The organism is Wolbachia endosymbiont of Brugia pahangi (assembly GCF_012030695.1).
Classification (GTDB): domain Bacteria; phylum Pseudomonadota; class Alphaproteobacteria; order Rickettsiales; family Anaplasmataceae; genus Wolbachia.
The window spans coordinates 467,350-490,118 of record NZ_CP050521.1; the positions used below are offsets into that span (position 1 = coordinate 467,350).

A 22,769-nucleotide genomic window follows, 5' to 3' on the forward strand; every position below is an offset into this window, starting at 1 on the left:
ATATTCCATTCTAAGGTGATCATAACCCATATTTCAAACATTATTGTAACCCATATCACAGTAATCATCGTGATATAGCATGGTGTCATGCTCACGACTTTGGTACACAGTAGTGCTAAATATACCAACATATTAAACTCGAGGTGAAAGTAGAAAAATAGGAACTAGGATAATAGAAGTTGCAGAACTGAAGGAGTATCTGATGGTCTAGATGCTGCAGCATTTGGTTCTAGTGCAGATGCACTTTTAGGATAACAAATTGTTGCAGGTAATTGTAAGCGAAGGTAATAAAAGACGTGAAAAGTGCGTAGAGAATTAGAAGTGAGCAATATCATATTATGATTACAAACAGCGTTGACTTAATATGATAAATAGAATATAAGAAAAAGAAGGGATGTGCACTATGTACACCTGTCTATCAACTTATAACCTTTATAGCTCATTTGATTATAGTCTTTCTTGCCTTTCCTACTAGTACTGTTAATTTGAGATAAAGTTTTAATTATATAGAAGATTTTTATGCCAGAAAATGATGAGAATTTAGAGACTACAATAGAAGAAAGCAGCGAAGAGGAAACCTCATAACTTATGCTTTAAGCATTGTCGTGATCCATATTATTATATTATAATACTGCATGTTATCATGCCCATGATTCTGGCAATATAGTGGTAATATCTTATTGTTGGAAAGGTGGCTACCCATAGTAAAAGTTGGAGGATATACAGAATTTTTTAATTTAAATAAACCAGTACTGATGTCTGATCTAGGTTCAACATTTTGATTATTATTAACTGCAAATAAAGAGCTGTTTAATTTTGATAAACTGTGTGAACGAAGATAAAGAGAGGACATTTTGCAAATATATGTGCTTTATACTTTACAAGTTGTCCTGTACCGTTGTCTGAGAAAATACGGCATTATTGGTAGACTTTTTCCTCTTAGCAGTTCTTGTATAAGTTACACAACATAACCCTTTCATTAGTCTTGTTTATTCGCTATATTGTTGGAGGTTTTCATAGTTTTTCCAATCGATGAATATTTTTAAACGGATTTCCTCCTTGATTTTGAGCAAATTAGATAAGTTGAAGCAAGGGGTATCAAGTGTAACAAATTTTATTGTGGAGCCTCCAAGCAATAGAGCACATGGTGATATTTACACAAATATTGCTATGGTGCTCGCAAAGCACGAAAAGAAGAAACCTGTGGAAATTGCAGAGGTTTTAGCCAAAGAATTTGCACTGTTTGATGAGATTGCAAGAGTAGAAATAGCTGGCCCTGGTTTCATTAATATGCACTTAAAAATAGAAGTATGGCATGGGATTTTAGAGCAAATAAACGAGCTAAAGACGGAGTTTGGCACTCTTAACATTGGAAATAACCAGGCTATCAATGTTGAATTTGTATCTGCAAATCCAACTGGCCCACTGCATATTGGTCATGCAAGAGGTGCAGTGTTTGGTGATGTTCTAACAAATTTACTAAAAAAAGTTGGTTATAGGGTCACTAAAGAGTACTACATTAATGATGCCGGAGCACAGATAGATACGCTAGTTCGGTCTGTGTATTTACGATATAAAGAAGCCCTAGGAGAAAAAATTAGCATTGAAAAAGGCTTATACCCTGGTGAATATTTAAAGCCAATAGGAGAGGAGCTAGCCAAAAAATACGGCAGAGAGCTTCTAGAAAAGCAAGATAATCGAGTAATTAGAGAATACACTTTAAGCTCTATCTTAGAACTAATAAAGGAAGGCATGAACTTGCTTGGAGTAAGTCATGATGTCTTTACTTCAGAGTATGAGCTACAAAAAAGTGGTAAGATCGAGAAAAGCATAAAGCTGTTGTCTGATAAGGGCTTAGTATATGAAGGATACCTAGAAAAACCAAAAAGTAAAGAGAGTGAAAACTGGACTTCCAGAAAAGAGATGTTATTTCGTTCTACAGAGTTTGGTGATGATGTTGACCGTGCACTGAAAAAAGAGGACGGCAGTTGGACTTATTTTGCCTCAGATATTGCTTACCATTTCGATAAGATATCACGTGGTTTCAACAATATGATAGTAGCACTCGGTAGTGATCATGGTGGCTACATCAAAAGGTTAAAAGCGGTTATCTCTGCGCTGAGTGATAATCAAGCAAAAATAGAGGTAAAACTTCATAACGTTGTGAATTTTTTTGAGAATGGAAAACCCGTTAGGATGTCTAAAAGATCAGGAGACTTCCTAACAGTAAGGAATGTAGTAGAAGAAGTCGGTAGGGATATTACTCGTTTTATAATGCTAACGCGCAAGAATGACATGGTTCTTGACTTTGATTTTACTAAAGTTAAAGAGCAATCAAAAGACAATCCTATTTTTTATGTGCAATATGCGCACGTTCGTGCTCATTCATTGATGCGCAACGCTCCAAAAGAGCTCCCAAAAGCGAATCCTTCACTCCTAAAGACTAATGGAGAGCTCTTCCTCATAAAAACCTTGGCAAAGTGGCCAGATGTAGTAGAAACTGCAGCAAGGCTTTTTGAGCCGCACAGAATCACTTTCTATTTGCTTGAAGTTGCAGAAGCATTTCACATTTTATGGGGTTATGGCAAGAGTGATTTAAATATGCGATTCATACTGGAGGACAACCCAAACCTCACCGCTGCAAGAATGTTTCTCGTACAAGCCTTAGTACACGTCATCGCTTCTGGACTTTCCATGTTTAACATAGAGCCTTTGGAAGAGATGAAGTAAATAAAAAAATATAAAAAAAACTCTAACCCACTTGTGTATTAAGCTGCAACCGTGTAACGTCTCTCTTTCCTGCTGTTGATGATTATTTTACCTATTGTAACTACTGCTAAAATAAAGCGATATACACCTTGGGTTAATAAAGAAATAGGTGGCACGGAAGCTATACTGCCTGCCAGCAATAGTTGAGAACCATAAGGTAAGATGTCTTTTATAGTAGAGTAAAAATATCCAGTAAGTATACACTCATTACGGTACAATATTATGCTTCTGTGCAAGTCTTTTTGTAATATTATCACTTAGTGAAATATCTATGGTGTTATTAGCAACTAAAATAGTAAACATAGATGCTGTACCTGCTACAAACTATTGTTATTTTGTTTACTTTTTTAAAACTACCTTGTATGTCATTAGAATATTAAATTACAGTATAGTCAGAAAAAGTTGTTCCTAGTACACCAGCAATAATTATGTTTACAGTTGTTGTCGCTAGAGTGCTCTCTTTAAACAAACCCATAATTATTAGAGAAACATAGGGAATAACTTTTGCTATTGATAAATAATCTAAATTAGATGTAAGAACAAATTCTATACTATGTGAGGTAACTGCTGGTAGATAAGTGTTATAATGCTTGAAATAAACGCAACTTTTAAATTTGCTTTAAGTTTTTCTCTTACCAAAGCTCCTTGTGAAGAAATAGATGCAATAGTAGTATCAGATATAATTGAAAGGTTGTCACTAAGTACAGCATCACCTACCACAGCCGCAGTTCCTATTTCAAGATCAAAAGCTCCATTTTTCGCTAAGTTAACAGCTATTGGTACCATTAATGCAATAACTTCCATAGATCTGCTAATTGCAGTTGAAATAAAAGCGTAGGCTAAAAATATTCCAGGCAGTAGTAATTTTGCTAGAAGAAAGTTAAGAATTAAGTTAGCAACAGTATCTGCGCTACTAATTGATTGAGTAATTGCAGAAAGTGCTCTGGAAAACAGAAAAGTTAAACACATAGTAAGAGCGTTTTTATTACCCATGCCCTCGATAACAGTAATTGAAGTTGCGCTGAATCTTATTTATGCTAGGGAGATGGCAGAAAAAAAGTGCTGGTAACAAGTAGATTACTGGTGAAACTTGATGAAGTGGATTGCTAATTCCGATAAAGGAAAAATAAGTACCACTTCAAAGATACAACATAAAAAATAACTAGAGAAAAAAAAGCTGTCATTTTACTGTACTTAAAACTTAGAAAGTGTAACTAGTTAAGTGGGCTTTTAAGCAAGCACTAATATTTGGGTTTCGCTAATCATGCAGGAAACCGACAGCAGAGTTTTGAACTCTATATTCAATCTGTTTGCTAGATGGTACATGTAGTTCTTGACAATAGATCCTACTAAGCTCCAGCTCTGCTTACTGAAATGACATCCTAACAAGTGATTTCGTAGAGTATATTTTGTGCTATACTTTCTTATGTCATGCAAATAACTGACACTGGTGTTTATCCAAATAGAGTAAATGGAGAATATAAAAACCATATCAGTAAAAGATAATAACGTTAGACTAGACAGGTACATCAGAAGAATCTTTCCCAATTTAAAGCAATCCGTAATTGAGAAGTCTTTAAGGAGAGGACTGATCAAAGTTAATGACTGCAAAGCTAAATCTAGTGATAGAGTAAACTCTGGACAAATTATAACGATAAAATACTTAGATTATATTGAAAACGCTAATTCTGACTGTAAACATAATGAAAAGTTGGTAGAGCTGTTAAGAAGCAACATATTATATGAGGACGAATATATATTAGCCATTAACAAACCTGCAGGAGTAATTGTTCAAGGTGGCATAAAAGTAAAGATTAGTATTAGTGATTTGCTTGATCAAGTCAGAGAGGGAGAAACATTTAAAATTGTCCATAGACTAGATAGAGACACAAGTGGAGCAATAATATTTGCACGTAATGCTAATGTTGCCAGATACCTTATGGAGGAATTTAAAGGACGGAGAGTAAAAAAAACTTACTTAGCATTAACCTCTGGCATACCAAGTAAGAATAGAGGAGTAATAGACTACCCATTGGTGAAGAAATATGTTTCAGGCCAAGAGAAAGTGGTCATTGACAAAAATTCACCCCAGGATGCCACTACGCGTTTTTCGATTATAGCAAAATTTAAACTCAATAAACCTCTCGTGCAACGCCCTATTATTCAAGTAGCTGATACACAGCTGTACGAACATTGTAATTTAAGTCTATCAAGAGTGTGTCATCTAAGCAGCCTTTCTTCCTGTTACCCCAGTGCTCTCCTTTGTCATCTCAGTGCCCCGATACTGGTATCCAGCAAAACTGATCATAAACAAGCACACTATACAACATTTTCAATCAAAAAACTGGATTCCAGTATCATGTGCCGGAATGACACCAGATCGGTTGCTTATTTAAAATTACAGCCAATTACCGGCAGAACTCATCAGTTGCGCACACATTTAGCCTATATAAACTGTCCTATTCTTGGTGACGGTAAATATGGTGGTAAAAAAGCTTTTGTTGATGGCATAGCGAGTAAAATCCATCTCCACTCATATTCTTTATCTTTAAAACTACCAAATAATAAAAAAATCACTATTACTGCCCCTCTCCCTGAGCACATCAAAAAGTCCATTGAAGCACTACACACTTCCTTTTGAGTAACAAATGCTAGCTTGCAAAGCAGTGGCTTAAAAAAAGGCAAAAGAAGTCCTGTGGTGGCTAGTTATTTACTATGTACTTTCAATATTAGCGTTTTTTATTCCAAACGCTTAATGATTAGCTGCTTTTTAAATTGCGACTAACCTTTAGCTGTAAATATTTAAGAAATTTACTAAGTAAAAAAAGGCAAAAAAATCCCCGTGGCAGCTGGTTATCCATTATCATTTTATCAGTTGGCGTTTTTTTAATGTTTTTAGCGCTCAGCAAGCATGATTTACAGCACTAGCTAATAATGCAGACAATAATATAAAAGACATGAGGTGCACACAATGCAAAAAATTAAACATGAGACGCCAGATATGTTAAGTTTTTTTCGTTTAATCTGTACAGAGAAGATAAATAACTAACTTCAGTGTTATGGGAGCTGGCGAAGTTTATCAAAGAATTTTATGTTTAATCTACAATGAACGGCTGGCAGACTTGTAAACGTCAGTATATAGCTCATCAATGTTTGGCTCTTCACTATTTTTGGAAAAACTTTCTGACTTTTTCACTAAATCACGTATTTCCTTGTCAATTGCTTTACATTCTTCCTCTGAAGCAATTTTATTATCTATAATGCACTTCTTTAAAGTGCTTATAGGATCATGATTTTGCTTCATATCTTCAACTTCTTCTTTCGAACGATAAGTAGCAGGATCTGACATCGAATGGCCGCGATATCGATATGTCTCCATTTCAAGTAAAATAGGTCCTTTTCCGCTACGCGCATACTCAGCTGCTTCGCTTGTAGCCGCATAAACAGAAAAGAAATCCATTCCATTAACTTGCTTCCCAGGAATACCAAAACTCTCCCCTCTCTTATATAGCTCAGTTACTAAAGTTGACCTTTGCACGGAGGTCCCCATCGCATATTCGTTATTTTCTATGATGTAAACCACAGGTAACTTCCATAAAGATGCCATATTAAATGATTCATACACTTGCCCTTGATTTGCAGCACCATCACCAAAATACGTGAATACCACATTATCTTTTTTCTTATATCTGTTAGCAAATGCTATTCCTGTGCCAATTGGAACTTGTGCACCCACTATTCCATGTCCACCAAAGAATTGCTTTTCAACATCAAATATATGCATTGAGCCACCTTTACCTTTTGAACACCCAGTTTCTTTACCGGTCAGCTCTGCCATCACAACATCTGGATTGGAGTCACATGCAAGCATTAAACCATGGTCCCTATAACTTGTGACAAAAGCATCACCATGTCTTGATGCAGCGTAAGTCCCAACTGCAACTGCTTCTTGTCCTATTGATAGATGACAAAATCCACCTATTAGTCCCATTCCATATAATTGCCCTGCCTTTTCCTCAAATCTGCGTATGAGTAGCATTTTTCTGTAAAATTCAATTACCTGCTCTTTAGTGAAATTTTCTGCTTTCATCTTGATTTCTTTTTCGTTAAACTGAGATAATATCAGAAATTTTTAATATCTTGTAACAATATCTACATGGATTATTACCACTGGCTCGAGGCTTTTCATATTATTTCCGTCATTATGTGGATGGCAGGTATGCTTTATTTGCCTAGGCTGTATGTTTACCACGCAACTGTAAAGCCAGGATCAGAAAATGACAGCTTACTTCAAACAATGGAAAGGAGATTTTTAAGATACATCATAAACCCTGCAATGCTTTTTTCACTCAGTTTTGGGATTGCATTAATGATTATTAGGGAAGCGTACCGCGAAGGGTGGTTTCATGTAAAAGCACTAGCATTGTTTTTTATGTTTGGTATTCATGGGCTACTTGCAATGCACAGGAAGAAGTTTGCAATGGGTTCAAATGAAAAGAATCACGTTTATTTTCGCGTTTTAAATGAGATGGTCACGGTATTGATAATAATCATAGTTATTATGATTGTTGTGAAGCCATTTTAGTGGATACTGTTTATGTGAAATATGTTTGTCAAGAAAAACCAGAAACAATGGAAGAAAAGTTAATATACTACTTTAGTCAGGACAAATGTGAAGGGAATGCAGAAATGAAAAGTCTGCTAGGAGGGAAGGGAGCAAATCTAGCAGAAATGTGTAACATTGGTATTCCCGTTCCACCTGGTTTTACAATTTCCACTTCTGCTTGTAAAAGTTATTACCAAGGTAATGGACTATCTGACGACCTATGTAGCACAATCAAAGAATACATGACAATACTCGAAAATGATATTGGTTGCAAATTTGGAGATTCAAATAATCCCTTATTGGTTTCAATACGTTCCGGTAGTGTTAATTCAATGCCGGGCATGCTCGATACAATTTTAAACGCTGGCTTAAATGATACAACCGTCATTGGTCTTGCAAAAAAAAGCGGAGAACGTTTTGCTTACGATAGCTACTGCCGTTTCATCATGATGTATTCCAATGTTGTATTACAACTCGACCACCAACTATTTCAAAGCATTATTGATAATGAACGACAAAAAAATGGAGCAAAAAGTTTAGCTGATCTTAATGTTGATGTTTTAAAGAGGATTGTTTGCGATTTCAAAAAGATAGTGCATGAAAAAACAGAGAAACATTTTCCGCAGGACATTGAAGAGCAGCTGCTAAGCTCAGTAAATGCAGTGTTCGCTTCTTGGCAAAATGAAAGAGCTGTTTCCTATAGAAAAATACATAATATTCCTGAAAACCTTGGAACTGCAGTTAATGTACAAGCGATGGTTTTTGGTAATCTGAATAATAATTCCGCAACTGGTGTGATATTTACACGCAATCCTTCAACTGGAGAAAAAAAATGTTTTGGTGAATTCTTGGTCAATGCTCAAGGTGAAGATGTGGTTTCTGGTGTCTATACTCCTATACCGATTAATGGGAAGCAAGAAAACACCATGGAAAAGTTAATGTCAAGCGTTTATCAAGAATTATGTGAGGTATGTAAAAAACTTGAGGTGCACTATAAAGACATGCAAGATATCGAATTTACTGTGCAGGGCGGCAAGTTATGGATTCTACAAACTAGATCTGGTAAGCGTACAGCTGAAGCTACTGTTCGTATAACAGTTGATATGGTAAACGAAGGAACAATTACAAAAGAAGAAGGAATACTAAAAATCGATCCAAAAATTTTTGATAATTTATTACATCCAGTTCTCGAAGCTAGAGGCGATCAAAAAGTAATAGGGAAGGGACTGCCAGCTTCTCCAGGTGTTGCTTCAGGATGTGTAGTTTTCAGCGCAAGTGATGCGGAAAAAGCTGCAGAACAGGGCAAAAAAATAATTTTAGTAAGGCTAGAAACGAGCTCTGAAGATATCAACGGAATGAATGCTGCAAGTGGTATAATAACAGCACGAGGAGGAATGACTTCGCATGCTGCCGTTGTAACCCGCGGGATGGGTAAACCATGCATTTGCAGTGTAAATGGACTTCATATCGATAAAAACGGAAATTTCTTTTCTGTAGGAGATACAACAGTAAATAAAGGGGAACCAATAACCATCAATGGAGGAACAGGTGAAGTTATGCTCGGCATCCTTCCCACAATTTTACCTGAGTTATCGCAAGAATTCAAAACGATAATTAACTGGATAGATGAAACTAAAATGATTAAAGTGAGAGCGAATGCTGATACTCCAAAAGATGCAAAAATTGCTAAAGAATTCGGTGCTGAAGGCATAGGTTTATGCCGTACAGAGCATATGTTTTTTGCTAGTAACAGGATTGAGTTCATTCAAAGATTGATAATAGCTGACGACAAAACCGAAAGAGCAAGTGCATTAAGCAAGTTAGAGGAAATGCAAAAGTCCGATTTCAAAGAGATATTTTCCATTATGGGGGGCAGGGAGGTTACTATACGTTTGCTTGATCCACCTCTACATGAGTTTTTACCCGATAATCAATCTACTATAGAAAAGATTGCTAAATCACTGAATAAGTCAGTTGAATCAGTAAAAAACAAAATAGTACAGTTATCAGAAAAAAACCCAATGCTTGGCCACCGAGGCTGCAGGCTTGCCATCTCTCATCCTGAAATATATAGCATGCAAACCAGGGCAATACTCAGTGCCGTGGACGAGTTAAAGAAGGAAAAAAAGGCAGAAGTTAAGCCAGAAATTATGATTCCTTTTATCATGAGCGAAAAAGAGTTTATCTTGATATGCGAGTTATTAAAAAAAGAGGCTAAAAATTTCGATGTGAACTATTCAATTGGAACGATGATAGAGCTACCACGGGCAGCACTGATTGCTGATAAGTTAGCAAAACATGCAGAGTTTTTTAGTTTTGGCACTAATGATTTAACGCAAACAACTATGGGGCTCTCAAGAGATGATTCAGTTAATTTCCTCAATTCTTATAAAGAAAATAATATATTTGAAAACGATCCATTTGAAGTACTAGATGTCGAAGGGGTAGGGGAGTTAATTAAAATAGCTATTGAAAGAGGAAAAAAAACCCGAAAAGAAATTAAACTTGGTGTATGTGGAGAGCACGGAGCAGATCCAAGATCCATAGAGTTTCTTATCAAGTCAGGGGTAAGTTACATCTCATGTTCACCTTATAGAGTACCAATTGCAAAGCTTGTGGCGGCTCAGAAATCTAAGTGTGCTTGGATAAGCGGAAAACAATAGCAAATGGTACGTACCATTCCAGGGCGTACTGCACGAATTGCAATATTTCAGAATAAATGTATACCAAAAATGCAAAAAAAACACTTGACAAATCTTACCAGCCTCTTTATTATAAATAATAAAGTTGTTTTGTAATTCAAAGTCTAGGTGTATATTTAATTTTTATGGTATTTTTCCTATATTCTTTCTAGATTTTTTTTGTAGTAGAGTTGGTTTATTGTACCTAATATTATGTGTTGTACTTATCAAGCGTTTAAGGCAGTATAGAACACCAATTTTCAGGATTAGAAAGTAAATAACTATCTACTATGCGGATTTTTTTACCTTTTTTCTACTTATTAAATTTCTTATAACCGTTCACGGAGATAAGGGATTTACAAAGTGATTGTAAAAGTGTAAAGACATGAGAAGCTAAGTATGGAGTGGGTATGATAACAGGGCTGCAGAAAAGATTGTGGCGTACAAATCAAAAAACGCTAATCTCAAAGAAGAAATAAAGGCTCTGATTATAGAAAATGATGGCTTAAAAGCAAAAATAATTGAGCTAGAAGATAAACTGGGCTGAACTCAAAAAGTTCATCTCTACCACCATCGCAAGATATATATCGCAAAAAAACAAAAAAGAAAAGTGATAAAAAACCAGGAGGTCAGCCAGGGCATAAGGTATATAAGTGAGATTTGATGGTAGCAAATATAGTAGTAGACTATACAATTTTATCAGGTTTGTGTGTGTGGAAATAAGGTTGTTTTAGAAGATGAAATTGTCCATTAAAAGGTAAGAATTACCAGAAATCAAACTAATCGTAACTGAGTACAGGTTGCAAAGAAACTATTACAGAGCTTGTGATAGGAAGGGTTCAGCTAGTTTAACCATGGGGGTTTCAAGATGTCTTCTAGGGTTCAATGCTAAAACAACAATTAGCAGCCTAAGTGGCTTTTTTATTAACTCGAAAAGAAAAGTACAACAAATTTTAAGCAGTATATTTAACCTCAATATAAGTCTTAGTTTAGTATCAAAGACTGAGCACAGAGTATCAAAAGATGCGCATCTGAATATGAGAAAATGAAGGAAGAATTGAAAGAAACCTGCATATAGATGAAACATAGCACAGAAATCAAGGAGAAAGAGGCTGGGTTGGGTAATAACAACAAAGCGCTCTGACACTTCTAAAGATGACCGAGTCTCGTGGCAAGAAGGTGTTGCAAAGTTTACTGCCAGAATACAATGGCATAGTTGTAAGTAACAATACGCTGTGTACAATTATTTTAGTCTTGAAAATAGATAGATATGTTGGACACATTTGACAAGAGATTTTGAAAGATTTGCGTATAGTAAAAATATTGAAGTGAGCAAAATTGGCCAGGCGCTCAAGTCACTCAACAACAGAGTATTTGTGGTACAAAAGCAAAAAAATAAAATTTGGTAGATGATTTAAGATTTTATCAACTAATGTAAAAATTTTGAAAAAGGGTAGAACATCTTTTGTGTAAAATGACTAGGGTTATAAATGGTACTCAAACTTTGAGGATGGCTGCCAAGATGTTAAGATCTGAGGATATGGAAGTTTTTACGAAAACTTGAAGTGATAGATACAACCAATAACCTTGCAGAACGGTAAATGAGGCGCTATGTAATCTATTGTAAGAACAGCTTTTTCACTTGGTCAGAACGTGGAGAAAGATTCATAAAAGATGTTGTCGATATTTTAACTTCGCGTCTAAATGGCCAAAATTCCTTTCAAAAGTTACAGAATCTAGTAACTGTTACTGCTTAATTCTTTATTCATTTCCACAATTTGTAAACGGTTACTGTTCGTACAGCTATATGCTTGACATTGCGATGACAAGAGGAAGAACATTGGATGATATTCTATATTTTTATAGCTTGTGAATTTACGTGCTCAACTTTATTTTCTTCCATCTCTCTATAACTTGATAATGTAGAAATTATTGCATGTAGTATAGTAGTTATCACAACTAAAACAGCTACAATACCGCAAATTACCGCACCAACTACAGATGGAACCATCACAGCAGCAGTGATGAATAATCCTGTAATCACAACTCCAATAGCATCATTCTTTAGTGAGGTATAAAAATACTCCTTATTTTCTTTATATCTAGTTCCTTTTTCATTTGGTAATTGGTCAGCATTTGTTTCTTTTATTGATATAGGAGACACTGGTTTATTATCAGCATTTTCACTGGGTTACGGTTTATTTTCTTCTATATTCAGCGGTATAGTAGCCTGATCAGTTTCTGTTATTACAGGCATCCCACCCCCATTTACTGCTGATTCATGCGATGCAATTACTTTCTTACTTAATCATTCCGTACTAGCACCATTGCCGCTATAGAATTACGTTCCGAAGTAGCAGTACAAAATGCATCATCCCTCAATTGTTGGTATAATACGTACAACTCACTTTTAAGATTTAGTTTTAATTGCTCTGCATTAATATTTTGCAGTAGCGTGCTTAGAATTTCAGTATTACTGTCATTAATATCAGGAACAACAGAGCATAATATAGACTTGTTCTCCTCAATTTACTAACATAATATCTTCCTTCTTGGCCGATTGCATTAATGGTGGTCACCCCATCTTCTAAGAGAAACTTTATAACTTTTGAATGCTTTTGATTGTGTTTAATTGCATGATCCAATAATCCATTTCCTAACACAGCACCTTACTCACACTTACTTTGAAGACTAATTCTTTACTTACTTAATTTCAGTTGTAAGCTTTCAGAGCTAAGGTCCCATGCTATAGAGTTTATAATTATCTAATAAAATCGCCACTCAGCACAATAGTTTTTACACTATCTTTATTACTACTGCTGGATTCTGCCCCATTTTCTTCTGCATCAGATGTGTTTTGCTTCTCCTTTTGTTTATTGCTGATCTAAGCAGTACAATTATTACACAGTTTGAGAGGTATTTAGAGTGTGATCAAGAATTGTCGAAGTCAACTTTAAATTCAGAGTCTATTTTAAGCTCTTTCTTAAGCGAGAATTTACTTTCTGTAATTATTTCTAGAAGATTTTTATATTAGTTCTAATATATTTATCATATACTTTAAAAGTAGCCTAACCTTTGGTAGACTATCATCTATAAAAGTATTACCCAGAGCATTAATCTTTTCTCCCTTATAAATCTTTTGTTATCTAAAAGCACCTTCATAATGTCAATTTTTTCATTGCAAGGAACTATATCGAAGGACTCTAGTATTTTCGCATGATCTATATAATCTTAAAATACCTTAAACTCTTGAACATTTCCCTGAACAGTAGCATCATTCAAAGCATACAATTTTTCCTCTTCATCAAATTTACCACTTTCTAAAAATATCTTTACAACTCCAGGCTGTTCATTTGTTACAGTCATGTCCAACCATAGTTCTACTGCCAGGGCTTCTCTTAACTTGAATGCCTAACTGTACAAATAATTCAATAACTCTTAGAAAGATACCATAATCGCTTAAAATATCTTGCCTTTTTAAACTGATGGAATCTACAAGTGAGTCAAAAATTTTTTCATCTGTTACTTCTCCTTTTTTTTAGTTCTCCATAAAACTTTTAAGCCTCTATTTCAGGGCTTTTGGCTATGAACTTTATCTTATCGTATAGCATGGTAAATTGAGCATCTCTGGAGTCATCAGGATCTGCCAAGTTAGTTTCCGCTTTATTCCCTGCAATATCAGATATGTTTTGCTCCTCTTCCTTGGTTAACGCTGCAGTTATTTGCTCTTGTTGAGAGGAGAGTAAGTCTGTTGTTAAGGAGAAGATTTTTAATACGTGAGTTTATCATTTTCAGTTGCATGTTTTAGTTAGTAGATCTTCTAATGAATGGCCTCCTTACAATTAGTCAAGACATCTTGCAATCTCAAATGGCATGATATATACTGAATACTTAGTTCTCGAGTAAATGATAGAAAATCTAACATATAAATTAATTAAAGTAACTGAAGCTGCAGCACTTGCCGCATATAAGTTGGTGGGCTTAGGTGATGAAAAAAAGGCTGATCAGGTTGCAGTTGATGCAATGCGGACGGTACTAAATTCGATGGAAATAAATGGCACAATTGTAATTGGTGAGGGTGAGAGAGATAAAGCACCGATGCTATATGTTGGAGAGAAGGTTGGCACTGGAAACGGTCCTGAGATCGATATTGCTGTTGACCCACTTGAAGGTACTACAATTTGTGCTCACTATAAACAAGGTGCAATGTCCGTTCTTGCTGCAGCGAAAAAAGGTGACTTTTTACATGCACCAGATATCTATATGGAAAAAATAGCGATAGGAAAAGATCTTCCAATAGGTGTAGTTTCACTAAAAAATAGTGTTGAAAAAAATTTTGACAATCTAGCCCAAGCAAAAAAATGTGAAGTAAATGATCTTACAGTAACTATACTTAAACGTGAGAGGCACAATAATTTAATATTAAAAATCAGGAAGTTAGGAGCAAGAGTTAAATTGATAGATGATGGTGATATTGCTGCTATAGTTTCATTAATTAATGGCAGCCACGATATATATATTGGCATAGGAGGAGCACCAGAAGGAGTGCTTGCAGCTGCAGCGTTAAGTTCAATAGGCGGACAAATGGAGGGAAGATTAATATTTGACACACATCAGTCAAAAGAAAGAGCAAAAATTTTGAATATTGATGACCTAGAAAAAATCTACTCTATAAAAGATATGGTAAAAGGTGAGTCAGTGTTCATTGCAACTGGAGTAACAAGCGGAGAGCTTGTAGATGGGGTTAAATTTGGTCATAACATCTGCTCAACTAGTTCTTTAATAATGTTGCATAATAAGGTGATAAAGTTGCAAACAATACAAAATTTATGCTAATTTCCTTAGTTTTAACACACATAAATTTTAGCATTTACAATGCACTAACATTAAGATATACTAATTTTAGTAAAATCGAAAGAGGTATGATATGGGATTATTTGAATGGTTCAAGGGATTTAAATCTTCTGTGGAAAATACAGATGTCAATATTGCTTTACAAGAGAAACTGATCATACAAGTGGTTTCTTAAGACAAGCGTAAATTTGATAATAATCCTGAGATATAAAGCATACTATCAGGTTTTGACAATTTAGATTTCTCAAGTCGACCATTTAATTATCCTTCGTATGACATGAATTATGATGAAGGTAAAGAGGCAAATCCATTTAACAAAATAGCAAAATACTATGGAAGAAATAAGAATGTTTCCCTTTTTATTGCCACGCTGGTGGTAATGTTCAAGCTAAAGAGAAGTTTATAGAGAAGATGAATATATATTTGGATAGAGTTAATAAAGGAGAGTATGATGCAAAAGAATTTTTAAATAGTGATTTAGCTGCTTTCTTTAATAAATATCACGTAGTATATTCAGGACATAATCGGTAATATTTGTAAAGAGTAAAAATATACAGCAATAGTAAAAGAATACTAATAATTGTGAAGAATGAGAAACAGGAGAAAAACTACTCTTTCGTAGAACTTGCAATATGTAACATTGAAATTAGTTAGGGTGCAAAAGATAAGTCTGGAAAAGGCCTTAACTATTTTGCTGTTTTAAATATAAATCCTGATCAAACTAGTATTAGGAAGTTATCCATCGACGGTAAAAATATTGACTAAAGGACATTTTAGAACTAGCTGAGCAAAACTAGGCTGTGTCTATAAAAGGTAAAGCTTTACGTGAAGTTTTAGAGAATGTCTAGTTTAATAAACACTGTATGAGAAAAAGAAGGACACACAGCCATATGAGAATATCATCATCGGTATATCTAACTCTATCATTGATGAGAAAATAACTGTAGAAAAAGGAGTTTCTTCCCTTCAGCAAGGGGCTGCTACACATTAAACCTAAAGTGCATTATATCACCGTCTTGTACAATATAATCCTTGCCTTCGAAGCGAATCTTGCCTGCGTCTTTGCAAGCCGATTCGCTTCTATATTTTACATAATCTGCAAAACTTATCGTTTCTGCTTTTATAAAACCTTTTTCAAAATCATTGTGAATTACACCAGCTGCTTTATCAGCCGTTGACCCTATTTTTATTGGCCACGCTCGTGCTTCTTTGAGGCCAACAGTAAAAAAGGTTATCATACTTAGCACTTCATACATAATACGCGCTACTCCATCAAGTCCCGACTCTTGCAGGCCAAATTCTGATAAAAAACTCTGTTTTTCCTCCTCACTTTCAAGATTTGCAATATCTGACTCAAGTTTTGCTGAGATGCAATAAAATTTATTTTTGTTCTCTTCTGCTATTTTTTTCACCTTTTGAGATAGTTTATTACCCGTTATAATATTTGTATCTTCAACATTGCAGACGTACATAACAGGCTTTGCCGTCAGCAATTGAAGTGATTTCATTTCATTTCTATCACTACATTCTAAACTTCTTGCAGGTTTACCGAGTTTTAAAGTAGCTAAAACCTCCTGCATCAAATCAAGTTGCCTCTTTAGCTCCTTATTACCCTGCTTTGCTTTCTTTTCTAATTGAGGTAGCCTCTTTTCTATGCTATCAATATCAGCCAAAATTAATTCCATTTCCACTACCTCAGCATCTGATATTGGATCTATTTCATTATGCACATGGTTAACACCGTCGTCCATAAAGCACCTAAGCAGATGAACGATGGCATCAACTTCTCTGATATGACTCAAAAACTTATTACCGAGCCCTTCACCCTTACTCGCACCCTTTACCAGACCTGCAATATCCACGACTTCTAGCTGATTGTAGATTACCTTTTCTGAACCGGCAATTGCTGCGATTTGTCTCAAACGCTGATCTCTTATTGGCACCTTGCCAATATTTGGTTCGATTGTACAAAAGGGGTAATTTGCAGCTTCAGCTGCACTTGATTGTGTAAGTGCGTTAAATAAAGTTGATTTCCCTATGTTCGGTAACCCAACTATGCCGCAGTTAAAGCTCATATTTACCATATAAAACCACAATTGTTACATGATTTAAGAATTTTTGCTATACTTAATTAGTTATTTATTAACAACTTTACTGATATAGTAATATATAATTAAGGTGAGAAACTATGACTACAGCTCAAAAACCGGAAACTACTAAGTGATTTTCAAGACATTGAAAGTGCGAAAAGGTTCAAGAGCTCAGGGCAGGAAATAACTCTTTCAAGTAGTAGCCCCTACACTGATAATTTCCATGTAGGGCAAGCAATTGGTAATGGAAATTGTTTTTTAACCTCATTCAAACAAAGCTTAAGACAGCAGAAGGGAATCAAAAGTTACTGTAGAGCAGTTGTGAAAAGACTATAAAGAATTTGCGCAAAAAAATCTGCAGAATGGTTTCAAAGTGCAATTGCAAGCAGCTACGATAGTAGTGATAATATTCGCATTGAAATTGCAGATAACTATGTAAAAAATATCTTGGATAATAGTAGATGGGATGATCCTGAAGTTGAAGGTAGAATACTTTGTGGAAAGTATGGCATGAAGTTGCACCTTTGAATCAAAAATCGGTTATATTTTAAGTTTTTGCAAAGATGGATATTTCAGGATGAGGATGGGTTTAATGCAAATGTTAAACAAGTAATAATGGGCTCTAAATTCTATGGAACACTTGCTAAAGGGCTTTAAAAAATTAACTCAGATTGAAGCGAGTAAATCGCTAGAAAATATGTGAGGTCTTGGTGACATAGGTCGCACACATAGCCTTATCAGTTCTTCAGGTAGTACGTAAACAGGTAGTCTAAACTATAATAATCAATCTACCATGCACATAATAAACAAAGGTGATGCTCATTTTGAACCATTGCTTGACAGAAGTAAAAGTTTAGCAAAGCAAGAGTAAGAAGATTTTCTATTAGCAAAAAAACTTCAGCTAGATGAGATCTCAGAATATTACAACTTTTCAAGGGGTAGCCGTCAGAGAGCAGGGGTTGAAAGAAGCGTTTGATAAGTCATTAGCAGAAAGTTTAATGGAGAAATTAGTGATGCTATAAAACGGGTAGAGCAGTGCATGAAACGCTCTGAAGAACAAAATCCTTTGGCTTACCAAGATATGGTATGAAAGAAACAAGGATAGAAAAAACATTTCATCAGCAGCAGTCTGTAAAATCTTGTTAACTCTATATGTTTTTATATAGGGCTTTTTTGCAAAATCTCAGTAATATGAGTACAATACACACAACCCAAATGCAAGTTGATCATAAAACTAGTTTAATTATTGATGCCATAGAGAAATTTGGTGGTGAGGTGAGGCTTGTTGGTGGGTGCGTGAGAGATTCAATTCTGCAGCGTAAAGTTCACGACATTGACTTAGCCACCAATTTACTGCCCAGTCAAGTAATTGAAGCACTAAAATTTCATAATATAAAAGCTATTCCAACCGGCTTAAAACATGGAACTATCACTGCAGTTTTAAATCAAAGGCCCTTTGAGATCACAACGCTAAGGCATGATGTTAAGTGTGATGGTAGACATGCAAAAGTAGAATTTACCGATAATTGGCGAGCTGATGCTTCGAGACGCGACTTTACATTCAACGCTCTATACGCAAACAAGTACGGCCATATATATGACTACTTTGGTGGTACTCAGGACTTGAAAGCACGAAGATTAAATTTTATAGGCAACGCTGAAGATAGAATTAAAGAAGACTATCTGCGCATTTTAAGGGCGTTTCGTTTTCATGCAAAAATATGCATTGGAGATATGAGTGATAAAATATTGAATGTATGCAAAAAGCACGCACACAAGATTTATAACCTCTCTGGAGAGAGAATAAGAGATGAAATGTTTAAATTGCTGGAGTATGATGCTCCGGTTCCAACACTTAAGAGTATGCAAAAATCTGATGTTTTACAAAAAATTATTCCAAAAGAGGTAAAATGCGAAATTCTGTCTTCGGCATTTCTTTTTGGCACTGATGCACTAGTAAAATTAGCGTTACTTCTTAGGACTACCGAAAAAAATGACAGGTTGAGCCTTGGAGAATACGTAAGTAAGTTTTTACGCCTTTCAAACAAGCAAAAGAAAAAGCTATTATTTTTACTATCCAATAATATCAAAACAGAGCTTACAGAAAAAGAGCAAAGGAAATATATATCTTTACTTGGCAAGGAATTATATTGCGATTTAGTAAAAGTTTGTGGTGTTGAGTCCGGAGCAAATGTTGATGAGTGCATTTCACTTGCTCAGGCGCTTAACATCCAGAAATTTCCTTTATCTGGCGATGATTTGATAAATATAGGTTACCAGCCAGGAAAAAATCTAGGTAGGAACTTGAAATTACTAAGACAACATTGGGAAGATAGTTCCTACACTTTAACAAAAAAGGAGCTGATGCTTTATGCTAAAAGTTTACTCTAATTTTTGCCTGTCACAATTTTTATTATCCATGTCCTACAACTCTTACATTACTCGGTGATAGCACAAATATACTAGTATGACTCATAGAAGAGCTAGGCACGTTGTTTGGTAGCAAATTTATCTCTCTAACTTTCTCTAAAAAGATTTTCACCCTAGCATTTGCTAACTCTTTTACAACAATCTCTTTAAGCAGGATTGATGGATTTTTACTATTACTTCTTTCGTTATAAAACTTATTCATGCTAGAATCAGCTATTATTGCTATGTCTTTTATATTTAATCTTAATCTCTTTATATATTACTTAACAGAGTGCAGCAATTTGGTTTTTAATTTACTCTTGCACATGATACCATCAAGTAACTCTTTATCTGTGTTTTTGCTAACCTGATAATACTTATTACCCTTGTCAATCACTACTTCTTTAACCTTACCTTCTATAACTTCCCTTATTAAATTTTTTAAATTTTTTAAACAAATTAAGTAATTCATTATCTTGAAGTTTATTGTCTTGTTTATTTGAGAGGAATTTTACAGTTTCTCTCAAGAAGTTGAGAAGAAAATTCTTTTCTCTCAATTCAGGGAAATTCTTTTTTAAATCCATATTTCGATCAGACAAGAAACGTCCAAGACCCTGCAAAGGCTTTTTTAGTAAGTTAAACGGATCAGTAACTGATTTCGTGATAGATACTTTATCCACATCTCCTATACTGGCTTTTGAACTTCTGTTTGTCCTTGTGTATCTTTCCCTTTTACTTCCCATCTCGTTGTGCATCTTTAGTTGGTGAACTTTCAATCTGTTGATCTTTTAATATCAAATTCTCATGAAGTGCCTCTGTATGTGCTGCAATAGATGATACTGCAATATCTCTTGCTTTTTTCTGCTTCCAGGTATTTAAGCAACCTTTCTTGCTCAGCAAGTTTTCCTCTGGCTTCTTGTAATTCCTCATCTGATTTCTTCTTTAATGTTTCAACCTTTCTATTTCCTCAGCTTTTTTCTTTGAATCTGTCTCCCATTCTTTTTTTTGATTAGACGAAGCAGTTTCAAACTTGCTAATATCTTTTTTACTTTTTGCCAGATCTACACCCTTTTGGCTAGACATTTTAGTCAATCTTTTTTGCACATTTTTTTTATCTTCCTTTAAAGTCTGTACTTGTTTTTGCAACTCAGCAGACTCATTTTCTAAGTCCTCTTTCTCTTTTTCAACAGCACTTAATTGACTTTCTAAATTCTCCAATTCGCGTTCTAACTCACGCTGACTTTCCTCACACGTTTTGCATGCTTCTTCCATAGCTTTTAACTGCTTTTCATGCTGAGCTTTTTCTTTTTGCAATTCACTTACTTTACTTTCTAATTCAGCATTCTTGCTTATAGTCTATCGTAACTCTGTCACTTTTGTTGCTCGAAATTACTCTTTTCTTCCTCCAATGTTTTTACTTGATTGATTAATCTGCGTTCATATTACGCTAATCTTTCATTTTCTTTATTCAAGTTAGCTTCTTGGCTAATATCTTTTGATTCTCTTCCTTTACATAGCTTAGTTGATTATTTAAATCTCTATTTCCTTCCTCCAATTACTGTTTAGGTTCTTGAGTACTTTGCAATTGAACAGTCAGTATATTCACATTTGATTGATAGAGCTTCTTTATTATAACCTAAGTTACTAATTTTACCTTCTAACCCACTAACTCCATCTTCAAGTTCCGTTATTTGTATTTGTAGACTTCATTACCCTTCTTAACAGCCTCATTTTCATCAGCAAGTGATTTAATCAAAGCATCTTGCTCTCCGACCCTTTTTCTTGATCATATATAGTTTACTGTTTGTTGTTCATCAACTTTACCCTTTATTGTTTTCTTATCCTGTTCTAATTCTTCATTTAACCTTGTTAAATTACTTTATTTCCTGTCTTTTTCCTCCACTCTACCAAAAGCTTTCTTGTTCTGTTTACAAGTTCTGTGTTGTATTCAATTAGTTCCTCTTCTCGTTTGTCTGCAGCTTCTGTCAATTCCTTATAACCCTTTTTAAACTTTTCAATTATAGACTACAATTCTCTATTTTCCTCTTTTAAGGAAACATTTTGCAAACGTGTTCGAGTTCTAGTTCCTGACTCATATCCCCTAGCTGTTCTTCTAATGCTCCATTTTTCTCTGTACTCACTTCTCCTATATTAGAATAGTCATCATCAATTAGCCCACTACCCTCGGTACTGCAAAAATAGATTCCACCAGTAAATTCGTTACTTTCTTCAGTTTTAACCCCTTCATCTTTACTCATTACTTCACTTTGAAGTATCAAATTAACTTGAACACCTGCATTTACTGTTGTAGGCTTATCAGCTTAAACTCCATTATTTGCAGTAGCTTTATTATAATATAGAATATTTTCTGCTCATTTATTCCATCTCTTTGGCAATATCTGCCCAATCGTTTTTTAGGTATAAATAAGCAAACACGGTAGATCAGCTATATCCTTTTTCCTCCCTTTTAATATTAATTTCATTACTTGTGCCAAGCATAAAATTACCTCACCTTTTTTCAATTCTAAAAACTTTCTTCAAGCTAAATTTTACTAACAATCACCAGAAATAGTAACTAAATTATATATTAGTGTAAAAATTAAATAAGCATTAATGCAGATGTTAAACTTGACCTGAACGTTTTTAATGTTAAGTAGACAAAGTTCTACCCATTTAACAAACCTTAAATAGAAATATGCATATTTGTAAGCACATCATTTGCCTTTTTTTATTGCTCCTACCAACATTTCTTGTCCATTACCCTGACTTTTTACGTCAACTACCTGGCTAAATTTGCAAGAAAGGTGACCAAACTGACTTCCTGTAGTTCCACTTGTTTTAACACCAGAGCTCTGCTCTCATGGTCAATGTTATATCTTATGATATAACCAATCGAAAGTCCATTATTAATTACCCCAGTCTTAAGTATTAAGTAAGCCTCTTCTGATTTTTGAATACCTAGAAGTAAACGCACAGTTATATACAACCCAACATCATTTTTACAAATTTTATAATATTGCCTATGGGCTCACCAAGATTGTGCTGCCAGAGAAGCTTTATCTCATTTTTGTTCAAATTCTCTTTAAATGCTCCAAACAAGATTAGGTCACTTATTTATCGACTACATTAAAGACACTCACATAACCAGAAAATACGCCGTTTTCTCCTATATTTTTTATTAACAATGGGATGAACAGAGAAATTTCTTATCCATAAAGCCTCATTGTAGATTATGCTATTGGGGATTTTATTTGAAGTAACTTGCAATATACTGCGAAACAACCTTATTATATACAGTACTCTAAAAGAGGGAAGCATTTTTAATTACAAAATAGAAACTATGGAAGCAACAAAGCCATC

17 protein-coding genes and 1 pseudogene are annotated in these 22,769 nt (G+C 34.7%); 7 read left to right on the plus strand and 11 right to left on the minus strand.

All coding sequences use genetic code 11. The features are described from left to right. The first annotated feature begins 1,032 nt into the window (after positions 1-1,032). Positions 1,033-2,730, plus strand: coding sequence for an arginine--tRNA ligase (gene argS / locus WBP_RS02310; protein WP_167895933.1), 1,698 nt, complete (start codon positions 1,033-1,035; stop codon positions 2,728-2,730). A 38-nt stretch (positions 2,731-2,768) separates the two neighbouring features. Here the strand turns inward: argS and WBP_RS06205 are convergent. Continuing rightward, positions 2,769-3,953: pseudogene (locus WBP_RS06205) on the minus strand (Na+/H+ antiporter NhaC family protein). 287 nt (positions 3,954-4,240) lie between these two features. On the opposite strand from WBP_RS06205, the gene WBP_RS02320 reads away from it, so the two are divergent. Next, a complete protein-coding gene (locus WBP_RS02320) occupies positions 4,241-5,410 on the plus strand; it encodes an RluA family pseudouridine synthase (protein ID WP_167895934.1) in 1,170 nt (389 codons plus the stop codon). A gap of 459 nt (positions 5,411-5,869) precedes the next feature. Here WBP_RS02320 and pdhA read toward each other — a convergent pair whose 3' ends face one another. Next, positions 5,870-6,859, minus strand: coding sequence for a pyruvate dehydrogenase (acetyl-transferring) E1 component subunit alpha (gene pdhA / locus WBP_RS02325; protein ID WP_167895935.1), 990 nt, complete (start codon positions 6,857-6,859; stop codon positions 5,870-5,872). A 66-nt stretch (positions 6,860-6,925) separates the two neighbouring features. On the opposite strand from pdhA, the gene hemJ reads away from it, so the two are divergent. Both hemJ and ppdK read left to right on the plus strand, forming a co-directional pair. Further along, on the plus strand, positions 6,926-7,354 hold the full coding sequence (gene hemJ, locus WBP_RS02330; RefSeq protein WP_167895936.1) for a protoporphyrinogen oxidase HemJ: 429 nt from the start codon (positions 6,926-6,928) through the stop codon (positions 7,352-7,354). A 47-nt stretch (positions 7,355-7,401) separates the two neighbouring features. Further along, positions 7,402-10,038, plus strand: a complete 2,637-nt coding sequence (ppdK, locus tag WBP_RS02335) for a pyruvate, phosphate dikinase (RefSeq protein ID WP_167896309.1) — start codon at positions 7,402-7,404, stop codon at positions 10,036-10,038. A gap of 1,870 nt (positions 10,039-11,908) precedes the next feature. On the opposite strand, the gene WBP_RS02345 is transcribed toward ppdK, so the two are convergent. Both WBP_RS02345 and WBP_RS06025 read right to left on the minus strand, forming a co-directional pair. Next, positions 11,909-12,220: a hypothetical protein gene (locus tag WBP_RS02345; RefSeq protein ID WP_167895937.1), complete on the minus strand. Its 312-nt coding sequence runs from the start codon at positions 12,218-12,220 to the stop codon at positions 11,909-11,911. 1,067 nt (positions 12,221-13,287) lie between these two features. Further along, positions 13,288-13,422, minus strand: coding sequence for a hypothetical protein (locus WBP_RS06025; RefSeq protein WP_256366208.1), 135 nt, complete (start codon positions 13,420-13,422; stop codon positions 13,288-13,290). A 540-nt stretch (positions 13,423-13,962) separates the two neighbouring features. Between WBP_RS06025 and glpX the strand changes: the two genes are divergently transcribed. Together glpX and WBP_RS06030 are read left to right on the plus strand one after the other, a co-directional pair. Continuing rightward, a complete protein-coding gene (glpX, locus tag WBP_RS02350) occupies positions 13,963-14,892 on the plus strand; it encodes a class II fructose-bisphosphatase (protein WP_179958985.1) in 930 nt (309 codons plus the stop codon). A 295-nt stretch (positions 14,893-15,187) separates the two neighbouring features. Further along, a complete protein-coding gene (locus WBP_RS06030; protein ID WP_255418248.1) occupies positions 15,188-15,316 on the plus strand; it encodes a hypothetical protein in 129 nt (42 codons plus the stop codon). 574 nt (positions 15,317-15,890) lie between these two features. Here WBP_RS06030 and ychF read toward each other — a convergent pair. Beyond that, a complete protein-coding gene (gene ychF / locus WBP_RS02355) occupies positions 15,891-16,985 on the minus strand; it encodes a redox-regulated ATPase YchF (protein WP_167896311.1) in 1,095 nt (364 codons plus the stop codon). 1,230 nt (positions 16,986-18,215) lie between these two features. On the opposite strand from ychF, the gene WBP_RS02360 reads away from it, so the two are divergent. Beyond that, positions 18,216-19,391, plus strand: coding sequence for a CCA tRNA nucleotidyltransferase (locus WBP_RS02360; protein WP_167896312.1), 1,176 nt, complete (start codon positions 18,216-18,218; stop codon positions 19,389-19,391). A gap of 22 nt (positions 19,392-19,413) precedes the next feature. Here WBP_RS02360 and WBP_RS02365 read toward each other — a convergent pair whose 3' ends face one another. The 6 genes from WBP_RS02365 to WBP_RS05655 form a co-directional block, all read right to left on the minus strand. Then, positions 19,414-19,632, minus strand: coding sequence for a hypothetical protein (locus WBP_RS02365; protein ID WP_167895938.1), 219 nt, complete (start codon positions 19,630-19,632; stop codon positions 19,414-19,416). 187 nt (positions 19,633-19,819) lie between these two features. Further along, complete coding sequence (locus tag WBP_RS02370; protein WP_167895939.1) at positions 19,820-20,152, minus strand: hypothetical protein; 333 nt, start codon at positions 20,150-20,152, stop codon at positions 19,820-19,822. After that, positions 20,142-20,339, minus strand: a complete 198-nt coding sequence (locus tag WBP_RS02375) for a hypothetical protein (RefSeq protein ID WP_167895940.1) — start codon at positions 20,337-20,339, stop codon at positions 20,142-20,144. The genes WBP_RS02370 and WBP_RS02375 overlap by 11 nt, the downstream gene beginning before the upstream one ends. Before the next feature lie 12 nt (positions 20,340-20,351). After that, positions 20,352-20,723, minus strand: a complete 372-nt coding sequence (locus WBP_RS02380; protein WP_167895941.1) for a hypothetical protein — start codon at positions 20,721-20,723, stop codon at positions 20,352-20,354. Positions 20,724-21,457: 734 nt separating this feature from the next. Continuing rightward, complete coding sequence (locus WBP_RS02385; RefSeq protein WP_011256367.1) at positions 21,458-21,688, minus strand: hypothetical protein; 231 nt, start codon at positions 21,686-21,688, stop codon at positions 21,458-21,460. A gap of 500 nt (positions 21,689-22,188) precedes the next feature. Next, positions 22,189-22,383 (minus strand): HK97 family phage prohead protease, encoded by a 195-nt coding sequence (locus tag WBP_RS05655; protein ID WP_246166103.1) that lies wholly within the window; start codon positions 22,381-22,383, stop codon positions 22,189-22,191. Positions 22,384-22,769: the final 386 nt, after the last annotated feature.

What these genes read in the sequence shown, in the direction of transcription:
- WBP_RS02320 (WP_167895934.1), top strand. Translation starts at nt 4,241, where the DNA reads ATGGAGAATATAAAAACCATATCAGTAAAAGATAATAACGTTAGACTA.
- WBP_RS02370 (WP_167895939.1), bottom strand. Translation starts at nt 20,152, where the DNA reads ATGGGAAGTAAAAGGGAAAGATACACAAGGACAAACAGAAGTTCAAAA.
- WBP_RS06030 (WP_255418248.1), top strand. Translation starts at nt 15,188, where the DNA reads ATGAATTATGATGAAGGTAAAGAGGCAAATCCATTTAACAAAATAGCA.
- WBP_RS02365 (WP_167895938.1), bottom strand. Translation starts at nt 19,632, where the DNA reads ATGAATAAGTTTTATAACGAAAGAAGTAATAGTAAAAATCCATCAATC.
- WBP_RS02360 (WP_167896312.1), top strand. Translation starts at nt 18,216, where the DNA reads ATGCAAGTTGATCATAAAACTAGTTTAATTATTGATGCCATAGAGAAA.
- ppdK (WP_167896309.1), top strand. Translation starts at nt 7,402, where the DNA reads ATGGAAGAAAAGTTAATATACTACTTTAGTCAGGACAAATGTGAAGGG.
- hemJ (WP_167895936.1), top strand. Translation starts at nt 6,926, where the DNA reads ATGGATTATTACCACTGGCTCGAGGCTTTTCATATTATTTCCGTCATT.
- glpX (WP_179958985.1), top strand. Translation starts at nt 13,963, where the DNA reads ATGATAGAAAATCTAACATATAAATTAATTAAAGTAACTGAAGCTGCA.
- ychF (WP_167896311.1), bottom strand. Translation starts at nt 16,985, where the DNA reads ATGAGCTTTAACTGCGGCATAGTTGGGTTACCGAACATAGGGAAATCA.
- WBP_RS02375 (WP_167895940.1), bottom strand. Translation starts at nt 20,339, where the DNA reads ATGAGGAATTACAAGAAGCCAGAGGAAAACTTGCTGAGCAAGAAAGGT.
- pdhA (WP_167895935.1), bottom strand. Translation starts at nt 6,859, where the DNA reads ATGAAAGCAGAAAATTTCACTAAAGAGCAGGTAATTGAATTTTACAGA.
- WBP_RS06025 (WP_256366208.1), bottom strand. Translation starts at nt 13,422, where the DNA reads ATGACTGTAACAAATGAACAGCCTGGAGTTGTAAAGATATTTTTAGAA.
- argS (WP_167895933.1), top strand. Translation starts at nt 1,033, where the DNA reads ATGAATATTTTTAAACGGATTTCCTCCTTGATTTTGAGCAAATTAGAT.